The sequence below is a fragment of the Sphingomonas sp. P2_B6 genome, assembly GCF_056404755.1.
Genome location: NZ_JBFUDK010000004.1, coordinates 421,443 through 445,384 on the forward strand (window position 1 = coordinate 421,443; position 23,942 = coordinate 445,384).

The 23,942-nt window shown below is 65.0% G+C and carries 23 protein-coding genes and 1 tRNA gene; 20 read left to right on the forward strand and 4 right to left on the reverse strand.

Annotation, left to right across the window (positions count from 1 at the left end):
* Window positions 1-183 precede the first annotated feature (183 nt).
* Genes AC1DX5_RS08670 through AC1DX5_RS08680 form a run of 3 tightly spaced genes read left to right on the forward strand, consistent with a single transcriptional unit; the run spans window position 184 to window position 3,548 of the window.
* Window positions 184-1,368, forward strand: coding sequence for a class I SAM-dependent methyltransferase (locus AC1DX5_RS08670; RefSeq protein ID WP_465177069.1), 1,185 nt, complete (start codon window positions 184-186; stop codon window positions 1,366-1,368).
* 39 nt (window positions 1,369-1,407) lie between these two features.
* Entirely contained in the window at window positions 1,408-2,733 is a 1,326-nt protein-coding gene (locus AC1DX5_RS08675; protein WP_478014867.1) for an MFS transporter, read from the forward strand.
* A gap of 41 nt (window positions 2,734-2,774) precedes the next feature.
* Complete coding sequence (locus AC1DX5_RS08680; RefSeq protein ID WP_465169450.1) at window positions 2,775-3,548, forward strand: IclR family transcriptional regulator; 774 nt, start codon at window positions 2,775-2,777, stop codon at window positions 3,546-3,548.
* Window positions 3,549-3,605: 57 nt separating this feature from the next.
* Here AC1DX5_RS08680 and AC1DX5_RS08685 read toward each other — a convergent pair whose 3' ends face one another.
* Window positions 3,606-4,556 carry an alpha/beta fold hydrolase gene (locus tag AC1DX5_RS08685; RefSeq protein ID WP_465177071.1) on the reverse strand — a complete coding sequence of 317 codons (951 nt, stop codon included), beginning with the start codon at window positions 4,554-4,556 and terminating at the stop codon, window positions 3,606-3,608.
* A 214-nt stretch (window positions 4,557-4,770) separates the two neighbouring features.
* Between AC1DX5_RS08685 and AC1DX5_RS08690 the strand changes: the two genes are divergently transcribed.
* The 7 genes from AC1DX5_RS08690 to AC1DX5_RS08720 all read left to right on the forward strand — a co-directional run bounded on the left by AC1DX5_RS08690 (window position 4,771) and on the right by AC1DX5_RS08720 (window position 13,408).
* Entirely contained in the window at window positions 4,771-6,183 is a 1,413-nt protein-coding gene (locus AC1DX5_RS08690; RefSeq protein ID WP_465177072.1) for an FAD-dependent oxidoreductase, read from the forward strand.
* Entirely contained in the window at window positions 6,183-6,998 is an 816-nt protein-coding gene (locus tag AC1DX5_RS08695; protein WP_465169453.1) for an alpha/beta fold hydrolase, read from the forward strand. The genes AC1DX5_RS08690 and AC1DX5_RS08695 overlap by 1 nt, the downstream gene beginning before the upstream one ends.
* Window positions 6,999-7,006: 8 nt before the next feature.
* Entirely contained in the window at window positions 7,007-7,600 is a 594-nt protein-coding gene (locus AC1DX5_RS08700; RefSeq protein ID WP_478014869.1) for a glutathione S-transferase family protein, read from the forward strand.
* 222 nt (window positions 7,601-7,822) lie between these two features.
* The gene (locus tag AC1DX5_RS08705; RefSeq protein ID WP_478014871.1) at window positions 7,823-10,180 is read left to right on the forward strand and encodes a TonB-dependent receptor; all 2,358 of its coding nucleotides are present in this window, start codon (window positions 7,823-7,825) and stop codon (window positions 10,178-10,180) included.
* A gap of 74 nt (window positions 10,181-10,254) precedes the next feature.
* Window positions 10,255-10,554: a hypothetical protein gene (locus AC1DX5_RS08710; RefSeq protein WP_332717809.1), complete on the forward strand. Its 300-nt coding sequence runs from the start codon at window positions 10,255-10,257 to the stop codon at window positions 10,552-10,554.
* 14 nt (window positions 10,555-10,568) lie between these two features.
* The gene (locus AC1DX5_RS08715; protein ID WP_478014873.1) at window positions 10,569-12,545 is read left to right on the forward strand and encodes an oxidoreductase; all 1,977 of its coding nucleotides are present in this window, start codon (window positions 10,569-10,571) and stop codon (window positions 12,543-12,545) included.
* A gap of 11 nt (window positions 12,546-12,556) precedes the next feature.
* Entirely contained in the window at window positions 12,557-13,408 is an 852-nt protein-coding gene (locus tag AC1DX5_RS08720; RefSeq protein ID WP_465177077.1) for an SDR family NAD(P)-dependent oxidoreductase, read from the forward strand.
* Window positions 13,409-13,431: 23 nt separating this feature from the next.
* On the opposite strand, the gene AC1DX5_RS08725 is transcribed toward AC1DX5_RS08720, so the two are convergent.
* The gene (locus tag AC1DX5_RS08725) at window positions 13,432-13,830 is read right to left on the reverse strand and encodes a GlcG/HbpS family heme-binding protein (protein ID WP_465169459.1); all 399 of its coding nucleotides are present in this window, start codon (window positions 13,828-13,830) and stop codon (window positions 13,432-13,434) included.
* Between the two features lie 71 nt (window positions 13,831-13,901).
* On the opposite strand from AC1DX5_RS08725, the gene AC1DX5_RS08730 reads away from it, so the two are divergent.
* The 4 genes from AC1DX5_RS08730 to AC1DX5_RS08745 all read left to right on the forward strand — a co-directional run bounded on the left by AC1DX5_RS08730 (window position 13,902) and on the right by AC1DX5_RS08745 (window position 17,174).
* Window positions 13,902-14,657, forward strand: a complete 756-nt coding sequence (locus tag AC1DX5_RS08730) for a GntR family transcriptional regulator (RefSeq protein WP_478014875.1) — start codon at window positions 13,902-13,904, stop codon at window positions 14,655-14,657.
* A 128-nt stretch (window positions 14,658-14,785) separates the two neighbouring features.
* The gene (locus AC1DX5_RS08735) at window positions 14,786-15,718 is read left to right on the forward strand and encodes a VOC family protein (protein ID WP_465169461.1); all 933 of its coding nucleotides are present in this window, start codon (window positions 14,786-14,788) and stop codon (window positions 15,716-15,718) included.
* A complete protein-coding gene (locus AC1DX5_RS08740; protein ID WP_465169462.1) occupies window positions 15,718-16,863 on the forward strand; it encodes a class I SAM-dependent methyltransferase in 1,146 nt (381 codons plus the stop codon). Before AC1DX5_RS08735 ends, AC1DX5_RS08740 begins: the two co-directional genes overlap by 1 nt.
* Window positions 16,860-17,174 (forward strand): hypothetical protein, encoded by a 315-nt coding sequence (locus AC1DX5_RS08745; RefSeq protein WP_465169463.1) that lies wholly within the window; start codon window positions 16,860-16,862, stop codon window positions 17,172-17,174. Before AC1DX5_RS08740 ends, AC1DX5_RS08745 begins: the two co-directional genes overlap by 4 nt.
* 200 nt (window positions 17,175-17,374) lie before the next feature.
* Here the strand turns inward: AC1DX5_RS08745 and AC1DX5_RS08750 are convergent.
* Window positions 17,375-17,464: transfer RNA gene (locus AC1DX5_RS08750), tRNA-Ser, on the reverse strand.
* 149 nt (window positions 17,465-17,613) lie between these two features.
* Here AC1DX5_RS08750 and hspQ point away from each other — a divergent pair.
* The 6 genes from hspQ to AC1DX5_RS08780 all read left to right on the forward strand — a co-directional run bounded on the left by hspQ (window position 17,614) and on the right by AC1DX5_RS08780 (window position 22,989).
* A complete protein-coding gene (gene hspQ, locus AC1DX5_RS08755; RefSeq protein WP_465169464.1) occupies window positions 17,614-17,994 on the forward strand; it encodes a heat shock protein HspQ in 381 nt (126 codons plus the stop codon).
* A gap of 123 nt (window positions 17,995-18,117) precedes the next feature.
* Window positions 18,118-18,777, forward strand: a complete 660-nt coding sequence (locus AC1DX5_RS08760) for a glyoxalase superfamily protein (protein ID WP_478014877.1) — start codon at window positions 18,118-18,120, stop codon at window positions 18,775-18,777.
* 176 nt (window positions 18,778-18,953) lie between these two features.
* A complete protein-coding gene (gene rplU / locus AC1DX5_RS08765) occupies window positions 18,954-19,331 on the forward strand; it encodes a 50S ribosomal protein L21 (RefSeq protein ID WP_465173954.1) in 378 nt (125 codons plus the stop codon).
* Between the two features lie 12 nt (window positions 19,332-19,343).
* Window positions 19,344-19,613, forward strand: a complete 270-nt coding sequence (gene rpmA / locus AC1DX5_RS08770) for a 50S ribosomal protein L27 (protein ID WP_465169466.1) — start codon at window positions 19,344-19,346, stop codon at window positions 19,611-19,613.
* Between the two features lie 170 nt (window positions 19,614-19,783).
* Complete coding sequence (locus tag AC1DX5_RS08775) at window positions 19,784-20,341, forward strand: GNAT family N-acetyltransferase (protein WP_478014879.1); 558 nt, start codon at window positions 19,784-19,786, stop codon at window positions 20,339-20,341.
* 179 nt (window positions 20,342-20,520) lie between these two features.
* Complete coding sequence (locus AC1DX5_RS08780) at window positions 20,521-22,989, forward strand: TonB-dependent receptor plug domain-containing protein (RefSeq protein ID WP_478014881.1); 2,469 nt, start codon at window positions 20,521-20,523, stop codon at window positions 22,987-22,989.
* Window positions 22,990-23,024: 35 nt separating this feature from the next.
* Here the strand turns inward: AC1DX5_RS08780 and AC1DX5_RS08785 are convergent, their stop codons facing one another.
* Complete coding sequence (locus AC1DX5_RS08785; RefSeq protein ID WP_465169469.1) at window positions 23,025-23,885, reverse strand: metal-dependent hydrolase; 861 nt, start codon at window positions 23,883-23,885, stop codon at window positions 23,025-23,027.
* Window positions 23,886-23,942 lie beyond the last annotated feature (57 nt).

Consider the following 23,942-nt stretch of genomic DNA (forward strand, 5'->3'; position numbering starts at 1 on the left):
CGCCGACCCCGTTGACCCGTGGATGATTTGTATTACTTCTAATAGGAATTGGGCGGGCGCAAGCGGTTTCTGAGCGGGTACGAATAAGCGTCGGATAATCGCCGCAGGCGCATTGCTACGGCTGAAAGAGCATGTTAGCGTGCATTCAGAACAGTGTTCTAAATGTTGGAATGGAGGGTCGAGATGACCGATACGCTGGTTTCCAATTCCGCCGTCGCCAACATCGAAACGGTGACAAAGCCGACGCATGACGAGATCGCCCGCCAGCGATTCTGCAGCACGCTGCGCCGTCACGCGATCCAGGATTTCGCGACCGCGCTCGAAAGCGATTACCGCGAGCGCATCGCCCCCAAGGCGCCCGCCCCGGCCGACTGGCGCGACATCGACCGCGCGATGCGCAACGAGCCGTCCTACCGCTTCTACAGCACGCTGCGCTACAACGCGCAGGAGATGTGTTTCCAGTCAGTCCAGCCGGAAGTGGAGCGCGCCCTGCCCGAGCTGATCGCCGTCGCGCGCGACGCGGCGGAGCGCAACCCGGCGGGCGGATCGCTGCGCCTGACGCCCGGGTTCGAGGTGCCGGCCTATGTCACCAATCTGGACGTGCACCTGACGCCGGGCTGCTTTCACAGCGAATGGACCGACGACGATGTCGCGCAGGGCGCGGTGGTCAGCCTCGGCGCGCGCGTCTTCACCGCGCAGCAGAGCCACCGCAGCTGGGGCGGCGTCGCCCGGGTCATCAGCCGCTGGATCAAGACCGAATTCCCCGATTTCACGCCCACGCGGATGCTCGATCTCGGCACCACCTCGGGCAAGAACCTGATGCCCTATGTCCAGGCCTTTCCCGACGTGGAGGCGCACGGCATCGATGTCGGCGCGCCCCTGCTGCGCTACGGCCATGCCGCGGCCGAGCATGACGGGCTGCCCGTCCATTTCAGCCAGCAGAATGCCGAGCAGACCAATTTCCCCGACGGGCATTTCGATCTGATCGTCTCCAGCTTCTTCTTCCACGAAATCCCGGTCTGGGCGTCGAAGAAGGTGATGGCGGAATGCCATCGCCTGCTGAAACCCGGCGGCCTGATGATCCACCAGGAACTGCCCGCCCATGATCTGGTCGATGCGTGGGAGAATTATTTCTGGAACTGGGATACCCGCAACAACAACGAGCCGGCCTATACCGCCTGGCGCAACCAGGATCCCATCGCGCTGATGGCCGGCGCCGGCTTCGATCCGCAGGCGAGCTTCGCGCACATCCTGCCGGACATCGCGGCCTATCCCGATCGCGGCACTGCCTTTGCCTGGGACGAGCCCGGCCGGCCGCGGCACGGCAAGGGCGGCTGGTATGTCTTCGGCAGCCGCAAGCCCGGCTGATCTTCACTCATCGCACACCACAACAAGGGGGCGCCGCGCGTGACACTTGAGAAGAACGGCCCGGCGTACCGCTGGTATGTCGTGATATTGCTGCTCGGCGTCTTCATCCTTTCCTATTTCGACCGGTTCATCCTCAGCCTGCTCATCGAGCCGCTGAAAGCGTCGATGAAGCTCAGCGATTTCGAGGTCGGGCTGCTGCTCGGACCGGCTTTCTCCACTTTTCACGTGCTCGTCGCGATTCCGCTTGGCTGGTATGCCGATCGCTCGAACCGCAAATATCTGCTTCTCGCCGGCATCGTGATCTGGTGTTCGATGACGGTCGGCAGCGGCCTGGTCGCGACCTTCCTGCCGCTGTTCCTGATGCGCCTCGGCCTCGGCCTCGGCGAGGCCGTGGTCAGCCCCTGCTCGATCTCGATCATCAGCGATTATTTCAACCGGCGGGAGCGGCCGCGCGCGATCAGCGTCTACATGGCCGGGCCCTATCTCGGCGCAGGCCTCGCTTTCCTGCTCGGAGGCCTGATCGTCAGTCACCTGCAGACGCTTGGCCATGTCGACTGGCCGATCTTCGGCCGGCTCGCACCGTGGCAGGCGACCTTCGTGCTGGTCGGCATTCCGGGCTTCATCTTCGCCGGTCTGATGATGACGGTCAGGGAGCCGGTGCGCCAGGAAACCACGACCGAGCGCCCCCCCGCCAGCGCCGCCTTCAAATATATGGGCCTGCGCTGGCGCGGCTTCGGCGCGCTGATCGTCGGCTCGACCTGCAATTTCGCCCTGAGCGCCCTGACCTTGTGGAACGTGCCGCTCTTCTCGCGCCTGTGGGGCTGGGGCATCGCGGAGACCGGCCTCGTCACCGGGCTGTTCTACTTCACCGCCGGCCCGATCGGCACCGCCGTCGCGGTCTGGGCGCAGCGGCATTTCGCGATCGGCCGGGTCGATGGTTCGATGCGCGTGCTGATCCTCGGCCTGCTGATCTGCGTGCCGTGCAGCGCGCTCTATCCGATCATGCCGAGCGCCCCGATCGCGGTGATATTCATGTTCGTCGCCTTTATCGGCAAGTCGGTGGCGACCGCCGGCGGCCCCGCCTCAATGGCGCAGATCACCCCGGGCGAAGTCCGCACACAATCGATGGCGATCTTCAACACCTTCATCTCGCTGATCGGGCCGTTGCTCGGCCCGCCGATCATCGGCTTTGCTACCGATATGACCGGTGATCCGAAGATGATCGGTGTCGTGCTCAGTTGCTATGTTCTCGTGCTCGGCATTCCATCGATCCTGCTCTGCATCGCCGGGCTGAAATATTACCGTGCCGCCGTGAGCGAGCTTGAGTTGGCACTGGCGAATTCCCCCGCCCATGCGCATAATTGAACAACGCCCCTGCCGGGCCAGATAGACGAGCGGAGACGGAATTGGACAAGACGATCGTCAAGGGCATGCAAGTGCTCGAAGCGCTGGTCGCCGCACCCGAACCGATGGGCGTGTCCGAACTGGCGCGCCAGGTCGGGCTCACCAAAAGCAACGTGCACCGCTATCTGCAGACCTTCATCGCGCTGGGCTATGCGGCCTCTGCCGACAGCCGCTACACAGCGACGCTGAAGGTCTGGCAGCAGGGTGCGAAAGTGATCGAACGGCTGGATCTGCGCCGCTCGATCCGCCCGATCATGGATCAGCTCGCCCGCGCCACGCTGGAAACGGTCCATCTCGCCATCTCGGACGGCGCCGACGTGATCTATATCGACAAGTCGGAAGGCGTGCATTCAGTCCGCGCCTTTTCGGAGATCGGGGAGCGCGCGCCGACTCACTGTTCGGCGACCGGCAAGGTCTTCCTCGCCTTTCATCCGACCGCGCTGCGCGAAACGCTCGAGCGCCCCTTGCGCGCCTACACGCCGCGCACGATCGTCGATCCCGACGCGCTGACCGCTGCGGTCGATGCCGTGCGCGAGGGGGGCATCGCGATGAACCGCGGCGAATGGGAAACCGCGGTCGGCGGCATCGCCGCGCCGGTCTGGGGCCCGGACAACCAGATCATCGCTGCAATGGGCCTGGCCCTGCCGCTGTCGCGCCTCAGCGAAGAGAATAGCGCGACCCTGGTGACTCAGGTCCGGGCCGCTGCCGCCGAGGCGTCGCGCGCGCTCGGGGCTTCGGTCCCGCGGATTGCCGGGCAGGCCCGTCTGGTCGCCTGAATCCCCGGTGCCGTCGACCGGATCCGGGCGCGGCCCGGATCCGGCCTGACGCTCAGCTCATTTCAGGCCCTTCACGAACCCGGCGACGATGTCGGACCAGCGGGCCGGCTCGACGATCAGCATATGGGCCGATCCGTCCGAGAATTTCTCGTATCGGAAATTGGACTTCATCGCCCCGGTCCGCTGGTCGATCGCATTCAGCGCGTCGGCACCGTCCGACAGCACCAGCAACGGCACCGTGATCCTGTTCAGGTCGCTCGCCATGTCGTTGTCATAGACCGCGGCATGCGCCACGTCGGAGGCGCCGGCGAGGAAGATGCTCAGGGTCGACCAGTTGATCGTCGCCAGGTTGCGCGGATAGGCGCCCTGCGCCTTGAACAGCTTGGCGTAATAGGCACTGAGATGACTGCCGTCGGGCTTCAGCTGCAGGTCGGGAGGCGGCAGCGCCTTGCGTTGTGCGCGCTCGGCATCGTTATAATTGGGCGCACCGTGCAGCACCACGCCGGTCACCCGCTGCGGAAAGCGCGCGGCGAAGGCAGCGGCGATCGAGGCGCCGGTATGATGGCCGGCAACCATCACCTTGCGGATCTTCAGATAGTCCAGCACCGGCGCGACATTGTCGGCATATTGCTGGATCGTCGGCATCCCGTCCGGCGCATCGGACATGCCGTAACCCGGCGTGTCGATCGCAAGCGACCGGATGCCCCGCGCCGCGAGGCAGGGCTGGATGTCGGCGAATTCGACCAGCGACCAGGGCGTCTGGTGGAGCAGCAGGACGACCGGGCCGTTCTTCGGCCCCATCAGGCGGTAATGTACCTGTCCCATCGGCGTCGGCGCATAGCCCTTGCCGCCCTTCAGCACGCCCAGCCCGTCCCAGCTGGCATCCTGCATCGATGGCGGCACGCAGGCGGCGGCCCGCGCGGTCGGCGGCGGTGCCGCGGGTTCGTTGGCGGCAAGCGCGCTTGCGCCCGAAAGTACGCCGAGCAGGATCAGGCTGCGTATCACCACCGAAATCTCCTTGTATCACTATATAGAACACCGTTCCATAATGAAGACTGACGCCGCGAAGCGGGCGAGTCAATGCTGACGGACCGGCGCACGATACGGCGCGTAACTTTGTTTCGGGCGGTCCGCGAATTGGCGCTTGACCATGCCTCATTGCCCGGCATAGCATCATTATAGAACGATGTTCCATTATTCAGAACAAGTGGAAAGACGCCTAATGTGGGACCTGATTGTGGTGGGCGGCGGCTCTGCGGGATTGCCGGCGACCATCTTCGCGGCTGAAAACGGCGCGCGGGTCCTGCTGGTCGACGCCGCTGAAAAGCTCGGCGGCACGCTCTGGGTCGCGACCGGCCAGATGAGCGCCGCGGGCACGCAGCTGCAGGCAGCGAACGGCATTGCCGATACGCCCGACGCGCATTTCGAGGATGTGATCCGGATTAGCCGCGGCACGATCGATCCCGGCCTTGCCCGGCTCGCGATCGACAATGCCGCCGATACGTTCGACTGGCTGATGAGCCGTGGCTTCGAGCCGCTGCCCGATCACCCGGTCACCGGTTTCGGCCATGAGCCGTATCGGGAGAAGCGCTATTATTGGGGACCTGAGGGGGGCATCAGCGTGAAGAACGTGCTGGTGCCGATCGTCGAGGGGCTGGCCGAAAGCGGCGCGGTGACGCTGAAGCTCGGCCATGAAGTCACGGCGCTGCGCACCGACGCCGACGGCCGCGTTACCGGCGTCACGGCGCGCGACGCCGATGGCCAGGCCCATGATTTCGATGCCGCCAACGTCGTCCTCGCCTCGGGCGGCTACACGGCCGATCCGGCGCTGTTCGCCGAACTCAACGGCTATCCGCTGTACAATGCTGCACCCTATCCCTTTTCGCGCGGCGCGGGATTGAAGCTCGGCCAGTCGGTCGGCGGCTATTTGCGCGGGCACGACAAGGTGTTCAACAATTTCGGCACGCTCTACAACAGCGCGACCTTTCCGGCGCGCGCGATCGGCACGGTCGAGCATTTCCCCGAACGGCGCGAGCCCTGGGAAATCTACGTCAACGCGGCTGGCCAGCGCTTCGTCCGCGAGGACATCCGCAGCGTCGACGCCCGCGAGATGGCGCTGAGCTACCAGCCGGACCGGCGCTACTGGATCATATTCGACCAGCATATTCTGGATAGCGCGCCGCCGATCGTCGTCGGCTGGACCCGCGAGGATCTGGCCGCGAAATTCGCCGAAAACGGTCCCTCCTTCGCCTCGGCCGACAGCATCGCGGGGCTGGCCGAGGCTGCCGGGATCGACGCAGACGGCCTCGCCGCCACCGTTGCCGGCTTCAACTACGGCGTGCAGACCGGCAATGATTTCCTCGGTCGCGCGCGCGCCCCTGCCCCCATCGCCCAAGGTCCGTTCTACGCGATCCGCATGCAGGGCGGCGCGATCACCGGCGCGATCGGCCTTGCCGTGAATGATGATCTCCAGGTCATCCGCCAGGATGGCGCGCCGGTCGGCAATCTCTACGCCGCCGGCGAATTGCTCGGCTCCGGCCAGACGATGGGCAAGGCGGCGTGCGGCGGCATGATGGTCACCCCGGCGCTCACCTTCGGCCGCCTGCTCGGCCAGCGCCTTTCGGGAGCCAGGTGATGCTGCCTTCGGTAAACCTCATCCCCGGCGAGCGCCGGCTGTACGTCGATGGCCCGGACGGACAGGTTCATTGCCGGATTCTCGGCACCGGCACGCCGATCATGCTGATTCACCAGGCTCCCTGGGGTTCCATTCAATATCGCAAGGCGATGCCGGTGCTGGCGGCGGCTGGTTATCAGGTCATCGTTCCCGACATGCCAGGCCACGGCATGTCCGATCCGCCGCGCACCGAGGCAAGCATCGAGGGCTATGCCGCAGCCGCAGCCGCGGTGATCGACTCGCTCGGCCTCGACCAGGTCGCGATCGCCGGCCACCATGGCGGTTGCCTGGTCGCCGCGCGGGTCGCCGCGACCCGGCCCGACAGGATTGCCGCGCTCATCACGGACAACATGCCTTATTACACTGCGGAACAGCGCGCCGAGCGCGCCTCCGGCCTGCACGATGCGCAGGAGATCAAGGCGGACGGCAGTCACTTCACCGATCGCTGGGCCACCGTGCGCCGCATCGCCGATCCGGCGTGGAGCGACGAGACGGTGCATGTCGGCATCGTCGCCTATTTCGCGAACGGTCCGTGGAAGGAGGACGGTCACCGCGCTGCGCCGGCCTATGATCTCGAAGCCGATCTCGATGCAATTACCTGCCCGACGCTCGTCATCGCCAGCCGCACCGACCGGCTGTTCCCGATGGGCCGGCAGCTCGTCGAGCGTCGTCCCGGCTGGGCGTATGCCGAGCTGCCGGGCGGCGCCGGCATGGTGTTCGAACGCGCCGCCGAATGGGCCGCACCGATCCTCGATTTCCTGCAACGCAAAGGCTGAACAACCGAATGACGATTACCATCTACGGCCGTCCCGGATCCCGCGCCCGCCGTCCCTTGTGGGTCGCGCGCGAGCTCGGACTCGACGTGCAGAATATCGAACCGGCCGCCGGCGAGACCAGGCAGCCTGCCTATCTCGCGATCAATCCCAACGGCAAGGTGCCGGCGCTGGTCGATAACGGCTTCACCCTGTTCGAATCCTTCGCCGAAAGCCTTTACCTCGCCAAGAAATACGGCACCGGCCGCCTCTATCCCGAGACGGTCGAGCAGGAAGCACTGGTCTGGCAGTGGAGCTTCTGGGGATTGAACGAACTCGAACGCAACCTGACGGTCTGCCTGTTCGAACGCGTCATAAAGCCGGAAGCGGATCGCGACTCGGGCGCTGCCGAGCAGGCCGAGCGGGATCTGCAGGCGCCGCTCAAGGTGCTCGATACCGCGCTCGCCGATCGCCCTTGGCTGCTGGGCCGGGAGTTTTCCGTCGCCGACGTCAATCTCGCGGCCATCGCAGCCTTGGCAAAGCCGTCGAAAGTGTCCCTGAATTCATATGCCAACCTGGCTGGCTGGCTCGATCGGGCCGTGGCGCGCCCGGCCTATAATGGGTGATTGTTGCAATCACGACACACTCCGGACGATCCCTCGGGCTAACGCATAATTCACGTGACAGCGCCGAGTATATGTCATAGCTCTATAACAAATAAGAAATGAAGTTTGCAGGCGTGCCGCTGACCCCGGGTTGGCGGAGACGGGATCGTATTGCCCGGCGTTCGGGCGTGGGGTCGGCAAGGCGAAGACGCCGGTCGGCGGCATTTTGAAAAGGGTTCAACGATGACCAAGAAGCTACGATACAGCACTGCTTTCGGCCTCAGTCTCTATGCGATCGCCATCGCTACCCAGGCTCACGCCCAGACCGAAACGCCCGTCGCCACTCAGGCCGCTGACGAATCCGACGGCGTTGGAGATATCGTCGTCACCGCGCAGCGCCGCGAACAGAAGCTGCAGGAAGTGCCGATCGCGATTTCCGCGTTCACCGCGCAGGAGCTTCAGACACGCCAGATCACGCGCACCATCGACCTGCTGTCCTATGTTCCGAACCTGATCGGCCACAACAACACCTCGGTCGGCACCGCCAACAGCTATTCGATGCGCGGCCTGAACAACAACGAGACGATCTCGACCTTCGATCTGCCGGTCGGCACCTATGTCGACGACGTCTATATGTCGCGGCAGAGCGCAAACAATTTCTCGCTGTTCGACGTCGAGCGGATCGAGGTGCTGCGCGGCCCCCAGGGCACGCTGTTCGGCCGCAACACGACCGGCGGCGCGATCAACGTCATCATGAAGAAGCCGGGTGCCGATTTCGGCGGCTTCGGCGAAGTCAGCTACGGCAAATATGATCGCGTGCAGGCGCGCGGCTCAGTCGACATTCCGATCATCAAGGATAAGCTGCTCAGCAAGTTCCAGGCTTATTATATCGACGATGCCGGCTATGTGAAAAATCGCGTCACCGGCGAAAAGCTGAATTCGGAGCACAGCTACGGCTTCCGCGGCGCGCTCCGCCTGCTCGGTGCCGGCAACACCAGCTGGGATATCACTGGCGACTATAATTCCCAGAGCTACGCCAACTTCCCGAACTTCTACGATCCCGCGACCGGTGATCGGGTCAGCTACACGCGGCTGCGCGAGGATTCGACCGTTTCGCAGGTGTTCGGCGGCCGCAACTATCTGTCGCCCGGGCTCGCCGACAACAAGCTTGGCAACACCGCCACCTCATGGTCGGCGACCTCGAACGTGCAGATCGACGCGGGCGACAGCCTGACGATCAACCTCATCACCGGCTATCGCCACATCTATAACGAATACCTCACTGACAGCGCGATGAGCCTGGCCAGCGCAAGCACGGTCTACACCTATCCGGGCGATATCGTCACGCCGGTGATGGGCTCGACCTCGGTGCTCGCGAACGACAGCTGGCACGGGCAGTTCAGCCAGGAATTCAAGGCCAATGGCACGGCATTCGACGGCAAGCTGAACTACACCGCCGGCCTCTATTATATCCGCGAGGACAACAAGACGAGCTTCGCCAACATCGCGATCACCGCTGCCGGCGTCGGGACGCTTTCGGCCGATCGAACGATGTACAACAACACCGATGCCATCGCGGGCTATGTACAGGGCGACTACAAGATCACCCCCGATCTGACCTTCACTGCCGGCATCCGCTACACGGCAGAATTCAAGGATATCCATTTCCAGCCCAACGCCACGCCGCTGACTCCGGTCGGACTGAACCAGCCCTTCACCACGGCCGACATCATCGCGGCGGGCAATCCGGTGAAGCAGACCGCCAAGGTGTGGACCCCGCGTTTCGCGCTCGACTACAAGATCACGCCGGACATCTCGGTCTACGCCTCGGCGACCAAGGGCTTCAAATCGGGTGGCTGGGTATCGCGCTCCTATAACGCCGCTGGGATGTTCGCCTTCAAGCCGGAGACGATCTGGTCCTATGAAGGCGGCCTGCGTTCGGAATTCTTCGACCGCAAGGTTCGTCTGAATCTGACCGGTTTCTACTTCAACGATTATGACAACCAGTTGCCAGCCGGTCGCGAAAACCCGCTGGTCCCGGGCCAGATCATCTATGTCACGCGCAACTTCGCCGATCTGCGCAACTACGGTCTGGAAGCGGAACTGACGATCGTGCCGGCTCGTGGGTTCAACATCTTCTGGACGGCTGGCCTGCAGCATGCCCGCTTCGTCAATGTCGATCCTTCGGTGCTGACCCAGGCTGCGAACTGCAAGGCGGGTATCGCCGCGACGACCAACTGCAACCAGGGTATCGTCACGGCGGCAGGCAATATCGCCCTGCCCTCGCGCGTGGCGCCGTTCAACTCCACCTTGGGGGCGAACTATACCGCTGATCTCGGGGGCAGCTTCCAGCTGATCCCGTCGGTCACCTGGGCCTATACCGACGGCAGCTATCCCTCAGCACAGAATGATGTGCGCGGCTATCAGAAGGCGCACAGCCTGTTCAACGGCGGCCTCACGCTGCGCAACCGGGAACAGGGCTGGAGCCTGTCGGCGGATTGCACCAACTGCTTCAACAAGCGGTACGTGGCGTCCTTCCTGATCTTCCCGTATCTCAACGAGCCGGGTCGGTGGACGGTGCGTGCGCGCTTCGACTTCTGATTGCCAATACCGAGGGGCGGGGCGCAGACATTGCGTCCCGCCCCTCGCACTTCCCTATCCGCAGGATTGATTCGATGTCCGAAGCCCGTCGCCCGGAAGATGTCTCGCTGCCGCGCAGCAGCAAGGGCCAGCGCCCGAACTTCTTCGATGATCCGTCGATCGATCAGATGATGACCTTCTTCTTCGAGCTGATGACCGAGGTTGCGGTGCTGCGCGAACGCACCGACACGATCGAGCGGTTGCTCGACGACAAGGGCCTGGTGTCGCGTGCCGACATCGAAGCCTACCGCGCCGACGCAGCCGTCGAGGCCGAGCGGACTGAATGGCGTAACGCCTATTTCCAGCGCGTGATGCGGATGCACGCGCCGGGATGAACGCACCGCCAGCCGTGACCGCCTACCCCCATCTCTTTTCGCCGGTGACGATCGGCCCGCGGACCCTGCGCAACCGCATCGTCCACGCATCCATGTCGACTCATTATGCAGTGGCCGGCCGGGTCACGCCGCGCCTCATCGACTATTACGCCAATCGTGCCCGAGGCGGCGCGTCGATGCTGGTCAGCGAGCCGATGGCAATGCTCTCCTGGCAGAATCTGCCTACTCGCCCGGCGATCCTCTCCGGCATCAATGCCGGCGAACTGACGCGCTGGGCCGATACGGTGGGCGAATATGGCAGCCTGATGCTCGGCCAGATTCAGGATAACGGGCGCGGCTTCCGGTCTGGCTTTCGCAATCCGAATGCGTTCGGTCCGTCGGCCCTGCCCGACGATCTCAGCGGTACCGTGCCGCACGCGCTCTCGATCGGTCAGATCGAGCGCATGATCGCCGAATTCGTTCAGTCCGCACGGACACTTCAGCAGGCCGGCTTTGCCGGGGTCGAGATCTCGGCAGGCCACGGCCATCTCTTCCACCAGTTCCTCGCCGCGCGCTCGAACGTGCGCGAGGATCGCTATGGCGGGGATCTCGCTGGCCGCGCCACCTTGCTGCTGGACTTGATCGCGGCGCTGCGCTCGGCCTGCGGCAGCGACTTCATCATCGGCACCAAGCTGCCCGCCGAGGATGGCATGCCCGACGGCATCGATCTCGCCGCCGCGGCCGAGATCACCACGCTGGTCCACGCCACCGGGCAGGTCGATTATCTCACTTATTGCTGGGGCGCCCATGGCGACACGCTGTACGAGCATCTGCCCGATCTGCATGGCCCGCGCATGCCCTATGTCGATCGCATTGCCGCGCTCGGCAAGGCGGCGCCGGGCACCCCGCTCGGCGCGCTCGGCCTGATCACCGATCCCAACGAGGGCGAACGCATCGTGCGGGCCGGTCTCGCCGATCTCGTCATGCTCGGCCGTCCGCTGGTCACCGACCCCGCCTGGGGGATCAAGGCCGAGGCCGGGCGCGAGGCACAGATCCGCTATTGCGTGTCGTGCAACACGTGCTGGCACATGATCAATGTCGGGCGCGGCCTGCACTGCGACAATAATCCGCGCGTCGGCGCACCCGACGAAGCGGACTGGCAGCCTGAGTCTGCGCCGGTGCGGCGGAAGATCGTCATTGTCGGCGCCGGGATCGCCGGCATGGAGGCCGCCTGGGTCGCCGCGGCGCGAGGCCATGATGTCACCGTCTTTGCCGCCTCCGATGAGGCCGGCGGCAAGACGCGGCTCCACGCCCTGCTGCCCGGCGGCGAGAATCTCAGCAGCATCTATGATTACCAGCGCCTCGCCGCCGAACGTGCCGGCGCCGTCTTCCGCTGGAACGTGCCGGCCACGGCCGCCGACATCATCGCCCTCGCCCCCGATCATGTCGTGCTGGCCACTGGCGCCACGCCCGCCTGGCCCGATTATCTGCCGGCTGAATATCGCGGCGAGGGCTTCTTTCCCGATCTGCGCGAGGCGATGGCCGATCTCGCACAGCGGCCGGGGCGGCAATCCGGCACCGCCGTGATTCACGATTCCGATGGCACGGCGTTCGTCTATGCGGCGGCCGAACTGCTCAACGATCGCTTCGAGCGCGTCGTGATCCTCACGGACCGCGAACGTCTCGCGGCCGACGAAGCGATGGTCACGCGCCAGGGGGTCTATGCGCGTTTCGGCCGCAAGGGCATCGACTTCGTCACTTCGGTCCGCCCCCTCGCGACGTCGCGCTTCGAGGAAGGCGAGCTTGCCTATGCCGATGTTTTTTCCGGGCGGGAAACCGTGCTGACGGATGTCGCGCTGTTCACTTACGCCACCGCCCGCATTCCCGACCTCGCGCTCGAAGCCCCGTTGCTCGCGGCGGGTCTCGACGTGCGCGCGATCGGCGATGCCTATGCGCCCCGCACGGTGCTCGCCGCGACATCCGAAGGCTATCACGCCGCCATGTCATTCTGAGGAGTTTGCCGATGTATCCTGATCTCGCAGGCAAGGTGGCGATCGTCACCGGCGCTGGCCGCCACGGCGGCCTCGGTGCGGCGATCGCCCGCAAGCTGGCCGAGGATGGCGTGCGCCTCGTGCTCCACGATCTCGGCACGACCAAGGGTGCGATGGCGCCCGAACACGGCGTCGCCCAGGCGTCGGAGCTGGAGGAGATCGCGGCCGAACTGCGCGCGATCCATCCCGACATCGTCACGCATACCGCTGACATGCGGGTCGAGAGCGAAGTCGAAGGGCTGGTCGCGCGCGCCGTCGCGGAATTCGGCCGGCTCGACATCCTCGTCAACAATGCCGGCGTCGGATATCTGTTCGGCCCGTTCATCGAGCAGACTCAGGAGCAATGGGATACCGTGCTCGACGTGAACCTGCGCGGCGCCTTCTTCGCGATGAAGCACGCGATCCGTCAGATGCTGAAGCAGGACGAAGTGGCCGATTGGGGCCGGGGCAAGATCGTGTCGATCGGCAGCCGCGGCTCGAAATCGGGCTCGGCGCTGACCTCCTCCTACATTGCCTCGAAGCACGGGCTGGTCGGCCTGACCCGCTCGGTCGCGATCGAGATGGGGTCGGCCCAGATCAACGTGAACATGGTCTGCCCCAACCATGTCACCACCGGGCTCGGATCGTGGCAGAACGAGTATATGGCGAAGATGCGCGGTCAGACGATCGAGGAATATCTCGAGGCGATGCGCGGGCGGATCCCGCTCGGCCGAGTCGGCACGGCCGAGGACACGGCGAATGCCTGTGCGTTCCTCTGCTCGGGCCAGGCGCGCTACATCACCGGTGAGGCGATGAACGTGTCGGGCGGCGAGGAGATGCACTGATCCCCCCGCCCTTCCGCACCATGTCAGCCCAATGCGTCCAGGGCGGCCTGGGCAATCGCCTCATCCTGGTCCGGCGAGCCGCCTGATACCCCGACCGCGCCGACGACGCTGTTTTCGAACCGCACCGGCAAGCCGCCGGGCATCGGCAGATATTCGGTCAGCCGCAGCAATTCCGGCTGGTCCTTGAGCCGGGCGGTCAGCACCCCGCTCGGCGCGCGCAGCAGGGCCGCCGTGCGGGCCTTGGCCTGCGCGACCGCCGGCGTCATCAGCCCGGCGCTGTCACCGCGATACAGGCGAAACGCATAGCCGCCCTCGTCGACGATCGCGATCGAGGCTGCCAGCCCCAGCTCCGCGGCTTTCGCGCTCGCGGCGGCCAGCATCCGGTCCAGTTCGGCGGCACTCAGGCAAAATTTGGTGATCATGAAGTCTTTTCCCTCTTGGTGGGCTGGTGGTTAAGTGACAAGCGCAGGTGCAACGGGGGAGACGATCGGCCTTGAGCAAGCGCAACGAAGACCAGGTGGACCGCCTGCAGGCGATCCCGCTCTATCATCAGATTTTCCTCCAGCTTCGCGAGGAGATCATCAACGGCAGCCGTGCGTTCGGATCGCGCATGCCGACCGAGGAGGAATTGTCCGAAAACTTCGGCGTCTCGCGCATCACCGCGCGCCGGGCACTGGCCGAACTCGCCGACACGCACCTCGTCGAACGCAAGCGGCGCGTCGGCACGCATGTCACCTATCAGTCGCCCGCCCGGCCGATCGAGGGCAGCCTCGAACAGGCGCTCGAATCGCTGATCACCTATGGCCGCAAGACTCAGGTCCGTATCCTCGAGCTCGACATGATCGCGGCGCGCCCGCCGATCAGCGACGCCCTCGGGCTGCCGGTCGATAGCCAGGTCCTGCGCGTCGACCGGGTCCGCTGGCTCGAGAACCAGCCGATCAGCCATCTCGTCAGCTACGTCCCCGGCGATCTTGCCGGCGCGATGAACCGGACCGCGCTCAAGACCACGCCGATGCTCTCGCTGCTCGAACAGGCCGGCGTGCAGATCGGCGCGGCGAGTCAGACGATCTCTGCGTCGCTGGCGGACGGGACGCTCGCCAATCTGCTCGAAGTGGATATCGGCTCGCCGATCCTGCGCGTGAACCGCACGGTGTTCGATACCGCGCACCGCCCGGTCCAGTATGTGCTCGCCCAATTCCGCCCGGATCTCTATCAGATCAAGCTCGATCTGCATTCCGCGCGGCTCTGACGGGCGTCGAAAAGGTCGGGAATCTGCGGGTTTCGCAAGCATCTCGATGCTTTTGCCACGAAACGCTCATTTGATATAGAAATAAGTGTAATTGGTGATAATCTGCTGCTCATGAAGAGCATGCGGACATGACCGACTGGACTTCGGACGGCGATCCGCTGCTGACGCGGTTCCGCTTCGCCACGGTCGCCACCCCCGATCTGGACGGCTGCGTCGCCGACTATGCCGCGCTCGGCTACATCGTCCGCGACAGCGGCACGATCGCTCCCGATCTCGCCGCCAGCTGGGGCACCCCCGCCATGGCTGGACAACGTTGTCATACCCTCAGCACCGCCGGCGCCAGCGACGATTATCTCCGCCTCGTGGAGGTTGTTCCCGTGTCGCGATACCGCGCCCTGACCACCTATGGCTGGGCCGCGTTCGAGATCATCGTCGACGATGTCTACGAAGTGCACGATCGCCTCAAAGCCTCCGCTTTCACCATCATCGGCGAGCCCCGGCCGCTGCAGTTCATGCCCTCGATCGTCGCGATGCAGGCCGTCGGCCCATCCGGCGAATGCCTCTATTTCACCATGGAAAGCGGCGACCGCACTACCTCGATCCTACCGCAACCGCGCTCGCTGATCGATCGCCCCTTCATCCTGGTCGTGGCGGGACCGGACTTCGACGCGCTCCGCAACTGGTATTGCGACCTGTTCGATCTCAAGCGCCGCCCGTTGCGCGACAGCCGGATTTCGCTGGTGCAGACCGCCCAGGGCCTCTCCCCCGACACGGTGACGCGGATGACCACGGCGGGCCTGCGCGATCATGGCTATCTGTTCGAATTCGACGAATATCCCCCGGGCCCCGGCCTGATCGCCGGGCCGCGCCCCTGCGCGCCGGGCATGCTCCCGCCGGGCTGCGCGATGGCCAGCATCGCGACGGTCGCGATGGACCGGATCGCCCCGCTCGCGATCACGCCGCCGGTGCGGCGCGACGGCCCCGGCTATGACGGGCGGCTCGCCTGCACGGTACGCGGGCCGGCGGGCGAACTGATCGAATTCATCGAGGAGGCAACGTGATGACCAAGGCCATGAACGTCCGGGACGTGCAGCACCCCGTCCTGCCGCGCGCCACGGCCGAGGAGTTGAGCCGCCAGCGCGCCGTGGTGTCGCTGCGCAAGTTGCTCAACGCCCGCGTCCGTTCGGAAAATGTCCGCCGGTTTCATGACGAGGGTGCGCCCGCCTTCGCCGCGCGCCACCAGCGCCAGCCGCAGTCGCCGGACGACATCTCGGCCGCTTTGTTCGAATCCCCCGGCTACCGCCTGTGGAGCGCCGCCAATCGCGCCGCCCAGGAGATGATCTGGGTCTCGGTCGGCGAACCGATCTTCCGCGATCGCGACCGGATGCAGGCGGCCGCGCGAGATCTCGCGACCTCCCCCGACCGCAAGGGCAGCCTGACGCTCGACCCGTCCTATGATCCCTCTCCCGAACTGGCCGGCACTGACGTCCATCTCCAGCCTGGCGGCTATGCCCGCGATGACGGGCCCGACGACGTCGTCGCCGGTGCCTTTTACGAAACCGGCGGCAACGTGTTCTCCTTCGGCCAGGGCGCCGGCAAGAGCGACAGCAAGGCAGGCGTCATCTTCCGCCTGCTCGACGAGACATTCGCCGGATTCGAACCGAAGCGCATCCTCGATCTCGGCTGCTCGGCCGGCGCAGCTTCCGCCGCCTATGCCGATCGCTTCCCCGACGCCGAAGTGCATGCGATCGACATCGGCGCCGGCATGCTCCGCTATGCGCACGCTCGCGCCGAAGCGCTCGATGTGGCAGTGCATTTCAGCCAGATGGACGCCGCCGACCTGAAATATCCCGACGATCATTTCGACCTCGTCGTCTCGCATAACATGCTGCATGAAATCGGCGCCGACAAACGCCGCCGCGCCATGGCCGAGGCGCTGCGCGTGGTGCGGCCGGGCGGGCTGGTGATCTTCCAGGACGTCGACACCCGCTTCGCGCCGAGCGATGTCCACCGCGTCGAGAAGAACTGGGACACCCGCTTCAATGGCGAGATATTCTGGCAGACCTATACCGAGTCAGACCTCGAGGCCGATATGCTGTCCGCTGGTTTCGCCGCTGCCGATGTCGCTGAACATAACGTCGCCGCTGTAAGCAATCTCAACCGCTGGTACGTGATCAGCGGCCGCAAGCCGCTGGTTGCCGCATGACGAGCGCCACGGATGCGATCCATGCGGTGATCGCAGCGGGCCGGGGCGCCCGTCCGACGAGCCTCGACAATGTCGAAACCGAACGGGTGTTGGCGATCGCACTGGCATTGCTGGTCGAACTGTCGGTGTCGAACGACCGAATCGACCGCCTCGAACGCGAAGTCGCCGACTTGCGTGGAACGACGCTCGAAGAATTTCGGGACGCCCGGCTCACCGACGCCGCTATCGCCGAGCGTCAGGAATCACTGGAAGCACTGCAGTTGCGCGTGTTGCGCGTCATGGTCGATCCCCGCGCGGCCGAAACCTCTTGAAATGCCTTGTGGTGACATGGAGGTCGCGTAGCCGGTAATCGAGCCGCGCGGGGCCTGGTCCGCGGCTTGGCTATGTTTGAGTCTCCGAAATTCGCCGGAAGGACACGAACGGCCGTGGTGAACTGATCGACTAAGCATCGGTTTCAGGAGGAAAAACTCGATACCGATAGCCCGGCATGGCCCCCTTTTGGGGGGCCTCGTGGCGGAGAGGGTGGGATTCGAACCCACGGTACCCGTGAGGGCACAACGGTTTTCGAGACCGTCCCAATCGACCACTCTGGCACCTCTCCGCAGAGGTCTTTGCAAGCAACCCGGGCCAATGAAAGCAAGGGGTGCCGGTCGAAGAGCGCGCGCCTCTAACGCAAAGCTAAACGTCGCACAAGCACCGCTTCGCGGGCAATCCGCTTGTGCAGCGCAAAAGAGTCCTTAGATTGACATCATGCCTCGTGCCCATATCCCCGCTCACCCCTTCGATGCGACGATTCCCCTGCCGCCCGTCTCTCATGCGCGCTTCGCCATCGGCGACGTCGTGCGGCATCGCATGTTCGATTTCCGCGGGGTGATCTTCGACGTCGATCCCATCTTCGCCAACAGCGCCGAATGGTATGAGGCGATCCCGGAGAATATCCGGCCGCGCAAGGATCAGCCCTTCTACCATCTGCTCGCCGAGAACATGGAGTCGAGTTACGTCGCTTATGTCAGCCAGCAGAATCTGGTGGCTGACGACACCGACGAGCCGATCGATCATCCGGCGATCTCGGACCTGTTCACCGATTTCGCCGACGGACGCTATCAGCTGCGCCGCGAGCACAAGCACTGAGCCTGCAGCCGATTGACAGGCGGCCGGCACAGAATCTAGTTTCGCATTGCTCCACCGGGGTGCATCGGCATGGTGCCGAAAGGGCAAGGCCCGCCCGCTGACGTTCTCAGCCGGAGCCTGCCTATGTCCGATTCCCCTGATCCCGCCCTGCAAGCCTATCGCAAGCACGCCAAGCTGCTGCTGCGCTGGCACCGCGAGGGCAATTATTCCGTGGGCGGCAAGCTGCGCCTGCTGGAGCGCTTCAGCCGCCTCACCGATCGCGAAGCGCTCGACATGCCGCTGCCACTCACCCTCGCGCAGGAGGTCGTCGCAGTCGAAGCCGGCTTCCCGACCTGGGCCGCGCTCAAGGCGGGCTTGAGCAGCCCATTCCAACCACGGACTGAGCCTGGGCCCCCGGTCCTGAAGGCCATCACCCCCATCCTGTTCGTGCGCGACGTCTCGGCGGCGGCGACCTGGTTCGAAGAGAAGCTCGGCTTCGCGGTGGATTTCCTCCACGGCAATCCGCCATTCTACGGCGCCGTTTCGCGCGACGGCGCGTGTCTGCATCTGCGATTCGTTCACCAGCCCAATTTTGCCGAGCTGGCGGCACACGAAGGCTCGCTCATCCTGGCGACGATCGAGACGGGCAATATCAAGGCACTTTTCGAGGAGTTCGATGCCCGCGGCGTCATATTCCCACAGAGGCTGGTCAAACAGGCCTGGGGTGGCACCGACTTCCATGTCCGCGACCCGGACGGGAACGTCCTTTCCTTCGTGCAATATCGCCAGGCGGCCGTCCTCTGACGGCGAGGGGTGCGTGGACGACTCGCGCTCGAGCGCCTATATCGTCCGGGCGCGGCCCCGCTGACCGGCGGAAGGGCAATTCGGCGTTGACAGAATCGCCTGCCTCCCTTAGCTGCGCCCCTTCCCCCGCCGGGCTTGCCTGAGCGGGCATATGCATTTTGAAAGTGATGAGGGCCATGTTCGCAATCGTGCGCACAGGCGGCAAGCAATATCGCGTTGCCGCTGGAGACAAGATCGTCGTCGAGAAGCTCGACGGCGAAGCGGGAGCGTCGATCACGCTCGCTGACGTCCTGCTTGCAGGCGAAGGGTCGGAGCTGAAGTCGGTCGAGGGCCTGACGGTCTCCGCCGAGATCATCGCCCAGGCGAAGGCCGACAAGGTCATCATCTTCAAGAAGAAGCGTCGCCACAATTATCGCCGCAAGAACGGCCATCGCCAGCAGCACACGATCCTGAAGATCCTCGCCATCGGCGAGCAGGAAAAGAAAGCCAAGGCGAAGAAGGCTGACGCAGCCCCCGCAGCAGCTGAGGGCGAAGCCCCGGCCGCTCAGGCGTAAGGAGTAGTTTAGATGGCACATAAGAAAGCAGGCGGCTCCTCGCGCAACGGTCGCGATTCGGCCGGCCGTCGTCTCGGCGTGAAGAAGTTCGGTGGCGAATCCGTCGTTCCGGGCAACATCCTGGTGCGTCAGCGCGGCACGAAGTTCTACCCGGGCGTCAATGTCGGTATGGGCAAGGACCATACCCTGTTCGCCCTCGTGGACGGCCGCGTGTCGTTCAAGGAAGGCAAGCTCGGCCGCAAGTTCTGCTCGGTAGAGATTATGGCGGCTGCCGCCGAATAACACGGGTAACCGTTCGGGTTGCCCACTTGGGCGACCCGGGTTTTCGCAAGAGAACCGAAAAAGGGAGACGGGTCGCCCCGGCTCCCTTTTTTCATGCTCCCTCCCCACCCATTGTCGTTCCCGCGTCATCCCGGCGTGCGAGCGGCAATGCGACCGACGAGGAGAGTAAAATGTTCGCTCGGACTGCAAGATTGACGCTGCGCCCGGGCTGGCCCGAGGATGCCCCGGCGCTGACACAGGCGATCGCGCATGAAGCGGTGGTCGCCAACCTGGCGCGCGCGCCCTGGCCCTATACGCTCGCCGACGCCGAGGAATTCCTCGCCCGCCCCCGCGCGGCCGACGACGCGCGTTTCATGATCCTCAGCCATGAGGCGGAGTATCCGCGCATCGTCGGCACGATCGGGATGTGGGTGGAGGACGATGCCTGGGAGCTCGGCTATTGGCTGACCCCCTCGGCCTGGGGCCGCGGCTATGCGACCGAGGCCGGGCGCATCGTGCTGCAGATGGGGCGCCACGCGCTCGGCGTGAAGCACATCCGCGCCGGGCATTTCGTCGACAACCCAGCCTCCGGCCGGGTGCTTTACAAGCTCGGCTTCCGGCCTACCGGCGATATCGTGCCGCGCCATTCGCGCGCGCGCGGCGTCGACGTACCGTGCGCCGTGTTCACGCTCGACCTCGACCCGGAGGTGGACGGGGACCGAATGTGCGACGTGAAGATGGCGGCATGACCAGTCCTCTCCCCGACCAAGGGAGAGGACAAGTCCGTTTTCGGCACCGGCTTTAGATGCGAAAATGATTTCTTCGCATCAATTCCTATCGAACGGGAGGATTATGGTAACCTGCTGATCCGTGGCGCAACCTTTGGCCAGATTACGGATCGGGAAACAAAATAAAGGGGTTTCCATCCATGACGTCGCGATCCGCTCTGGCCCTGGCCGTATCCGCCATTGCTCTCACCCATGGCTCGATGGCCGCCGCGCAGGAGGTATCCGCACCCGCCGACTCGACTGACGCCGCCGCACCGGTCGACCAGGGCGATATCGTCGTCACCGGCACCCGCACTGCCGGCCGCTCGCGCTTCGACAGCGCCTCGCCTGTCGATGTGCTGACCAACGCGACGCTGCAGCGCCAGGGCACGACCGAACTCGGCGCCGCGCTCTCGGCGGTCGTGCCCTCGATCGACTTTCCGCGCTCGTCCGCCGTGGACGGCACCGATTCGATCCGCCCCGCCACCTTGCGCGGGCTCTCACCCGACCAGACGCTGGTGCTGATCAACGGCGTGCGCGCGCATACCTCGGCGCTGCTCAACACCAATGGCTCGGTGGGTCGCGGCTCCGCGGCGGTCGATCTCAACACCATCCCGTCGGTCGCGCTCGACCGGATCGAAGTGCTGCGTGACGGTGCCGCCGCACAATATGGCTCCGACGCGATCGCCGGCGTGGTCAATCTCCGCCTGCGCGAAGCGCGCAGCGGCGGCGGCGCGACCGTGACCTATGGCCAGTATATCACGGACGTGCAGACCGCGCGCGGGCAGCGCAACGAGCATGACGGGGAGACCGTCACCGTCTCCGGATGGCAGGGCCTCGCCCTGGGGCCGCAGGGCTTCCTCACGCTCTCCGCCGAATATCTGAACCGCAACGCCACCAGCCGCGGCGATTTCGATCCGCGCAAGACGCCGATCCGGGTGCGTTCGCGTTTCGGCGACCCGGAGGTGGAGCAGTACAGCATCTATGCCAATGCCGGCTACGGCCTGGGCGATAGCGGCTGGGAGTTTTATGGGTTCGGCGGCTATCAGCATCGCAACAGCACCAGCGCGGCCACCCCGCGCATCAATGGCGGCACCGACAACAATCTCAGCGCGACCGCCCTCGCCAGCCTCTATCCAGACGGCTTCACCCCGCTGATCAACGTCAAGTCGGAGGATGTGACACTCACTGAAGGCCTGCGCGGCGAGATCTCCGGCTGGAAGGTCGACCTGAATCTGTCCTACGGCCGGAACAAGCTGACATTCTACACCCGCAATTCCGGCAACGCGACCTACGGCGCGAGCTCCGCCCGGGAATTCTATGATGGCCAGTTGACCTACGACCAGATCGTTGGCGGCCTCGACGTGTCCAGGGAATTGCCGCTGGGCGAGGGCACCATCAACATCGCGGGCGGAGGAGAATTCCGCCGTGAAGGTTTCCAGATCGGGGCCGGCGACCCGGCGTCCCATGACCGCAATCCGGGCTCTCCCACCCCCGTGCTACCAACGCTCGGCTCCGGCGCCCAGGGCTTTCCCGGCTTCCAGCCGTCGAACCGGGTCGATGCCCATCGGTCCAACGTCTCCGGCTATCTCGATATCGAGGCACACCCGGTCCAGCAGCTGACGATCGGCGCGGCCGTTCGCGGTGAGAGCTATTCGGATTTCGGCGAGACGGTGAACGGCAAGGTCAGCGCGCGCTACGAGTTCGCGCCCTGGATTGCGATCCGCGGCACTGCCTCCACCGGCTTCCGCGCGCCCTCGCTGCAGCAGCAATATTTCACCTCGACCGCCTCGGTGCTGAGCAACGGCAACATCGTGGAGACGGGCCTGTTCCCGTCGATCAGCCCCGTCGGCTCCGCTCTCGGCGGCAAGCCGCTGCGTCCGGAAAAGGCGACGAACTTCTCGGCCGGTCTCGTCGTCCGTTCGGGCGGGTTCGACCTGTCGGTCGACGCCTATCAGATCAAGGTGCGCGATCAGATCGCGCTGTCGGAGAATCTCAGCGGCGCGGTGGTCGTGTCGCTGCTCCAGCCCTATGGCGTCACCGCCGGCCGCTTCTTCCTCAACGGCATCCGCTCGACCACCAAGGGCATCGACGTGGTCGCCCATTATCGCGTGAAGACCGATGGCATCGGAACGTTCGATCTGACGGCCGCCGGCAATTTCAACGACATCAAGATCACGCGCGCCCCCGCGCCGGCGACGATCACCAGCGGCGCGACCAGCGTCACGCTGCCGATCTTCAGCCGCCAGCGGATCATCTCGTTCGAGCAGGGTACGCCGCGCACCAAGGTCGTCGGCACGGTCGACTGGTCGCTCGACGATCTCGGCGTCACCGCACGCGGATCCTATTATGGTGACGTGACCCAGCCGAGCAGCACCGGCTTTGCCGAGGACGACATTCATACCGGGCGCCATGCGGTGTTCGATCTGGAGGCGCGCTATCAGGTGATCCGCAACGTCAACCTGGCGGTAGGCGCGAACAATCTGTTCGACACCTATCCGGACTATGTGAAGCTCGCCTCGTCCCGCGGGACTCTTCTCAACAGCACGGGCCTGGTCGGCTTTCCCTATTACTCGCCGTTCGGGTTTAACGGCCGCTACCTCTACGCCCGTGTCGGCGTGACCTGGTAACGACAGGCGGAGGGCCGGTTCGCCGGCCCTCCCCTTCAGGCCGCGACCGTCTCGCGCGGCAGCACCGCCGCTTCATACTCGCTCTCGTACATGCCGATCAGCTTGCGATCGTCATGGTTCCACGGATGGAAGCTCGGCAGAAAGAAAGCGAGCCATTGCCCCGCGATCTTGCGCGCCATGCCGGGCCGGCCGAACGCGTACCAGAACATCTTCGCCCACACCTTGGGACCTGTCAGCCCGTCCTGCGCGAGCAGGTCGAGCATGCCGCGCGTCCGTCCGCGCGTGAAATTGGCGGTGACGCGAAGCATCACCAGCGCCTTCACCTTGAAGCGCTGCCATTCGCTCCAGTTCCGCGTCGCATGCAGCCAGGTGTCATAGGCGACGCCCTTGTGCTCGATCTCCTCGGCGGCATGCCAGCGCCACAGATTGGCGAATTCCTCCTCGCCGCCGGCGAGATGGCGCGGATTGGCGAGCAGTTCGTGCGCGATGATCGCGGTGAAATGCTCGAGCACCATCGTCGCGGTCAGATTGGCGATCGGCGGGCGCCCCTTGGTCAGGTCGAGCCCCTTCTGCACCCGCGCCTCCAGCCCGGCGATGTCATAACCCTGGTCGACGACATGGCGGTTGAACGCGACATGCTCGCGCGTATGCATCACTTCCTGCTTGATGAACGCCTGGATCTCGCCCGACAGCTTGGGCGGCGTGCCGTCGCGAAACGCGCGGACGCTCTCCACGAAAAAGGCCTCGCCGCGCGGAAACGTCACCGACAGCGCGTTGTAGAAGGCCGTGGCATAAGGGTCGTTGTTGAGCCACCAGCGCCCCATCCGCGTCTCGCGGCCGAAGCGGCGATCGCGTGGCGTGATCGTCAGGTCACCGGGAGTGGTTGCTTTCGCCACGAAAACCTCCGAACAGGGTAGGGAAATGGGTCGCTTACAAGACTGTCAATAGGCTTT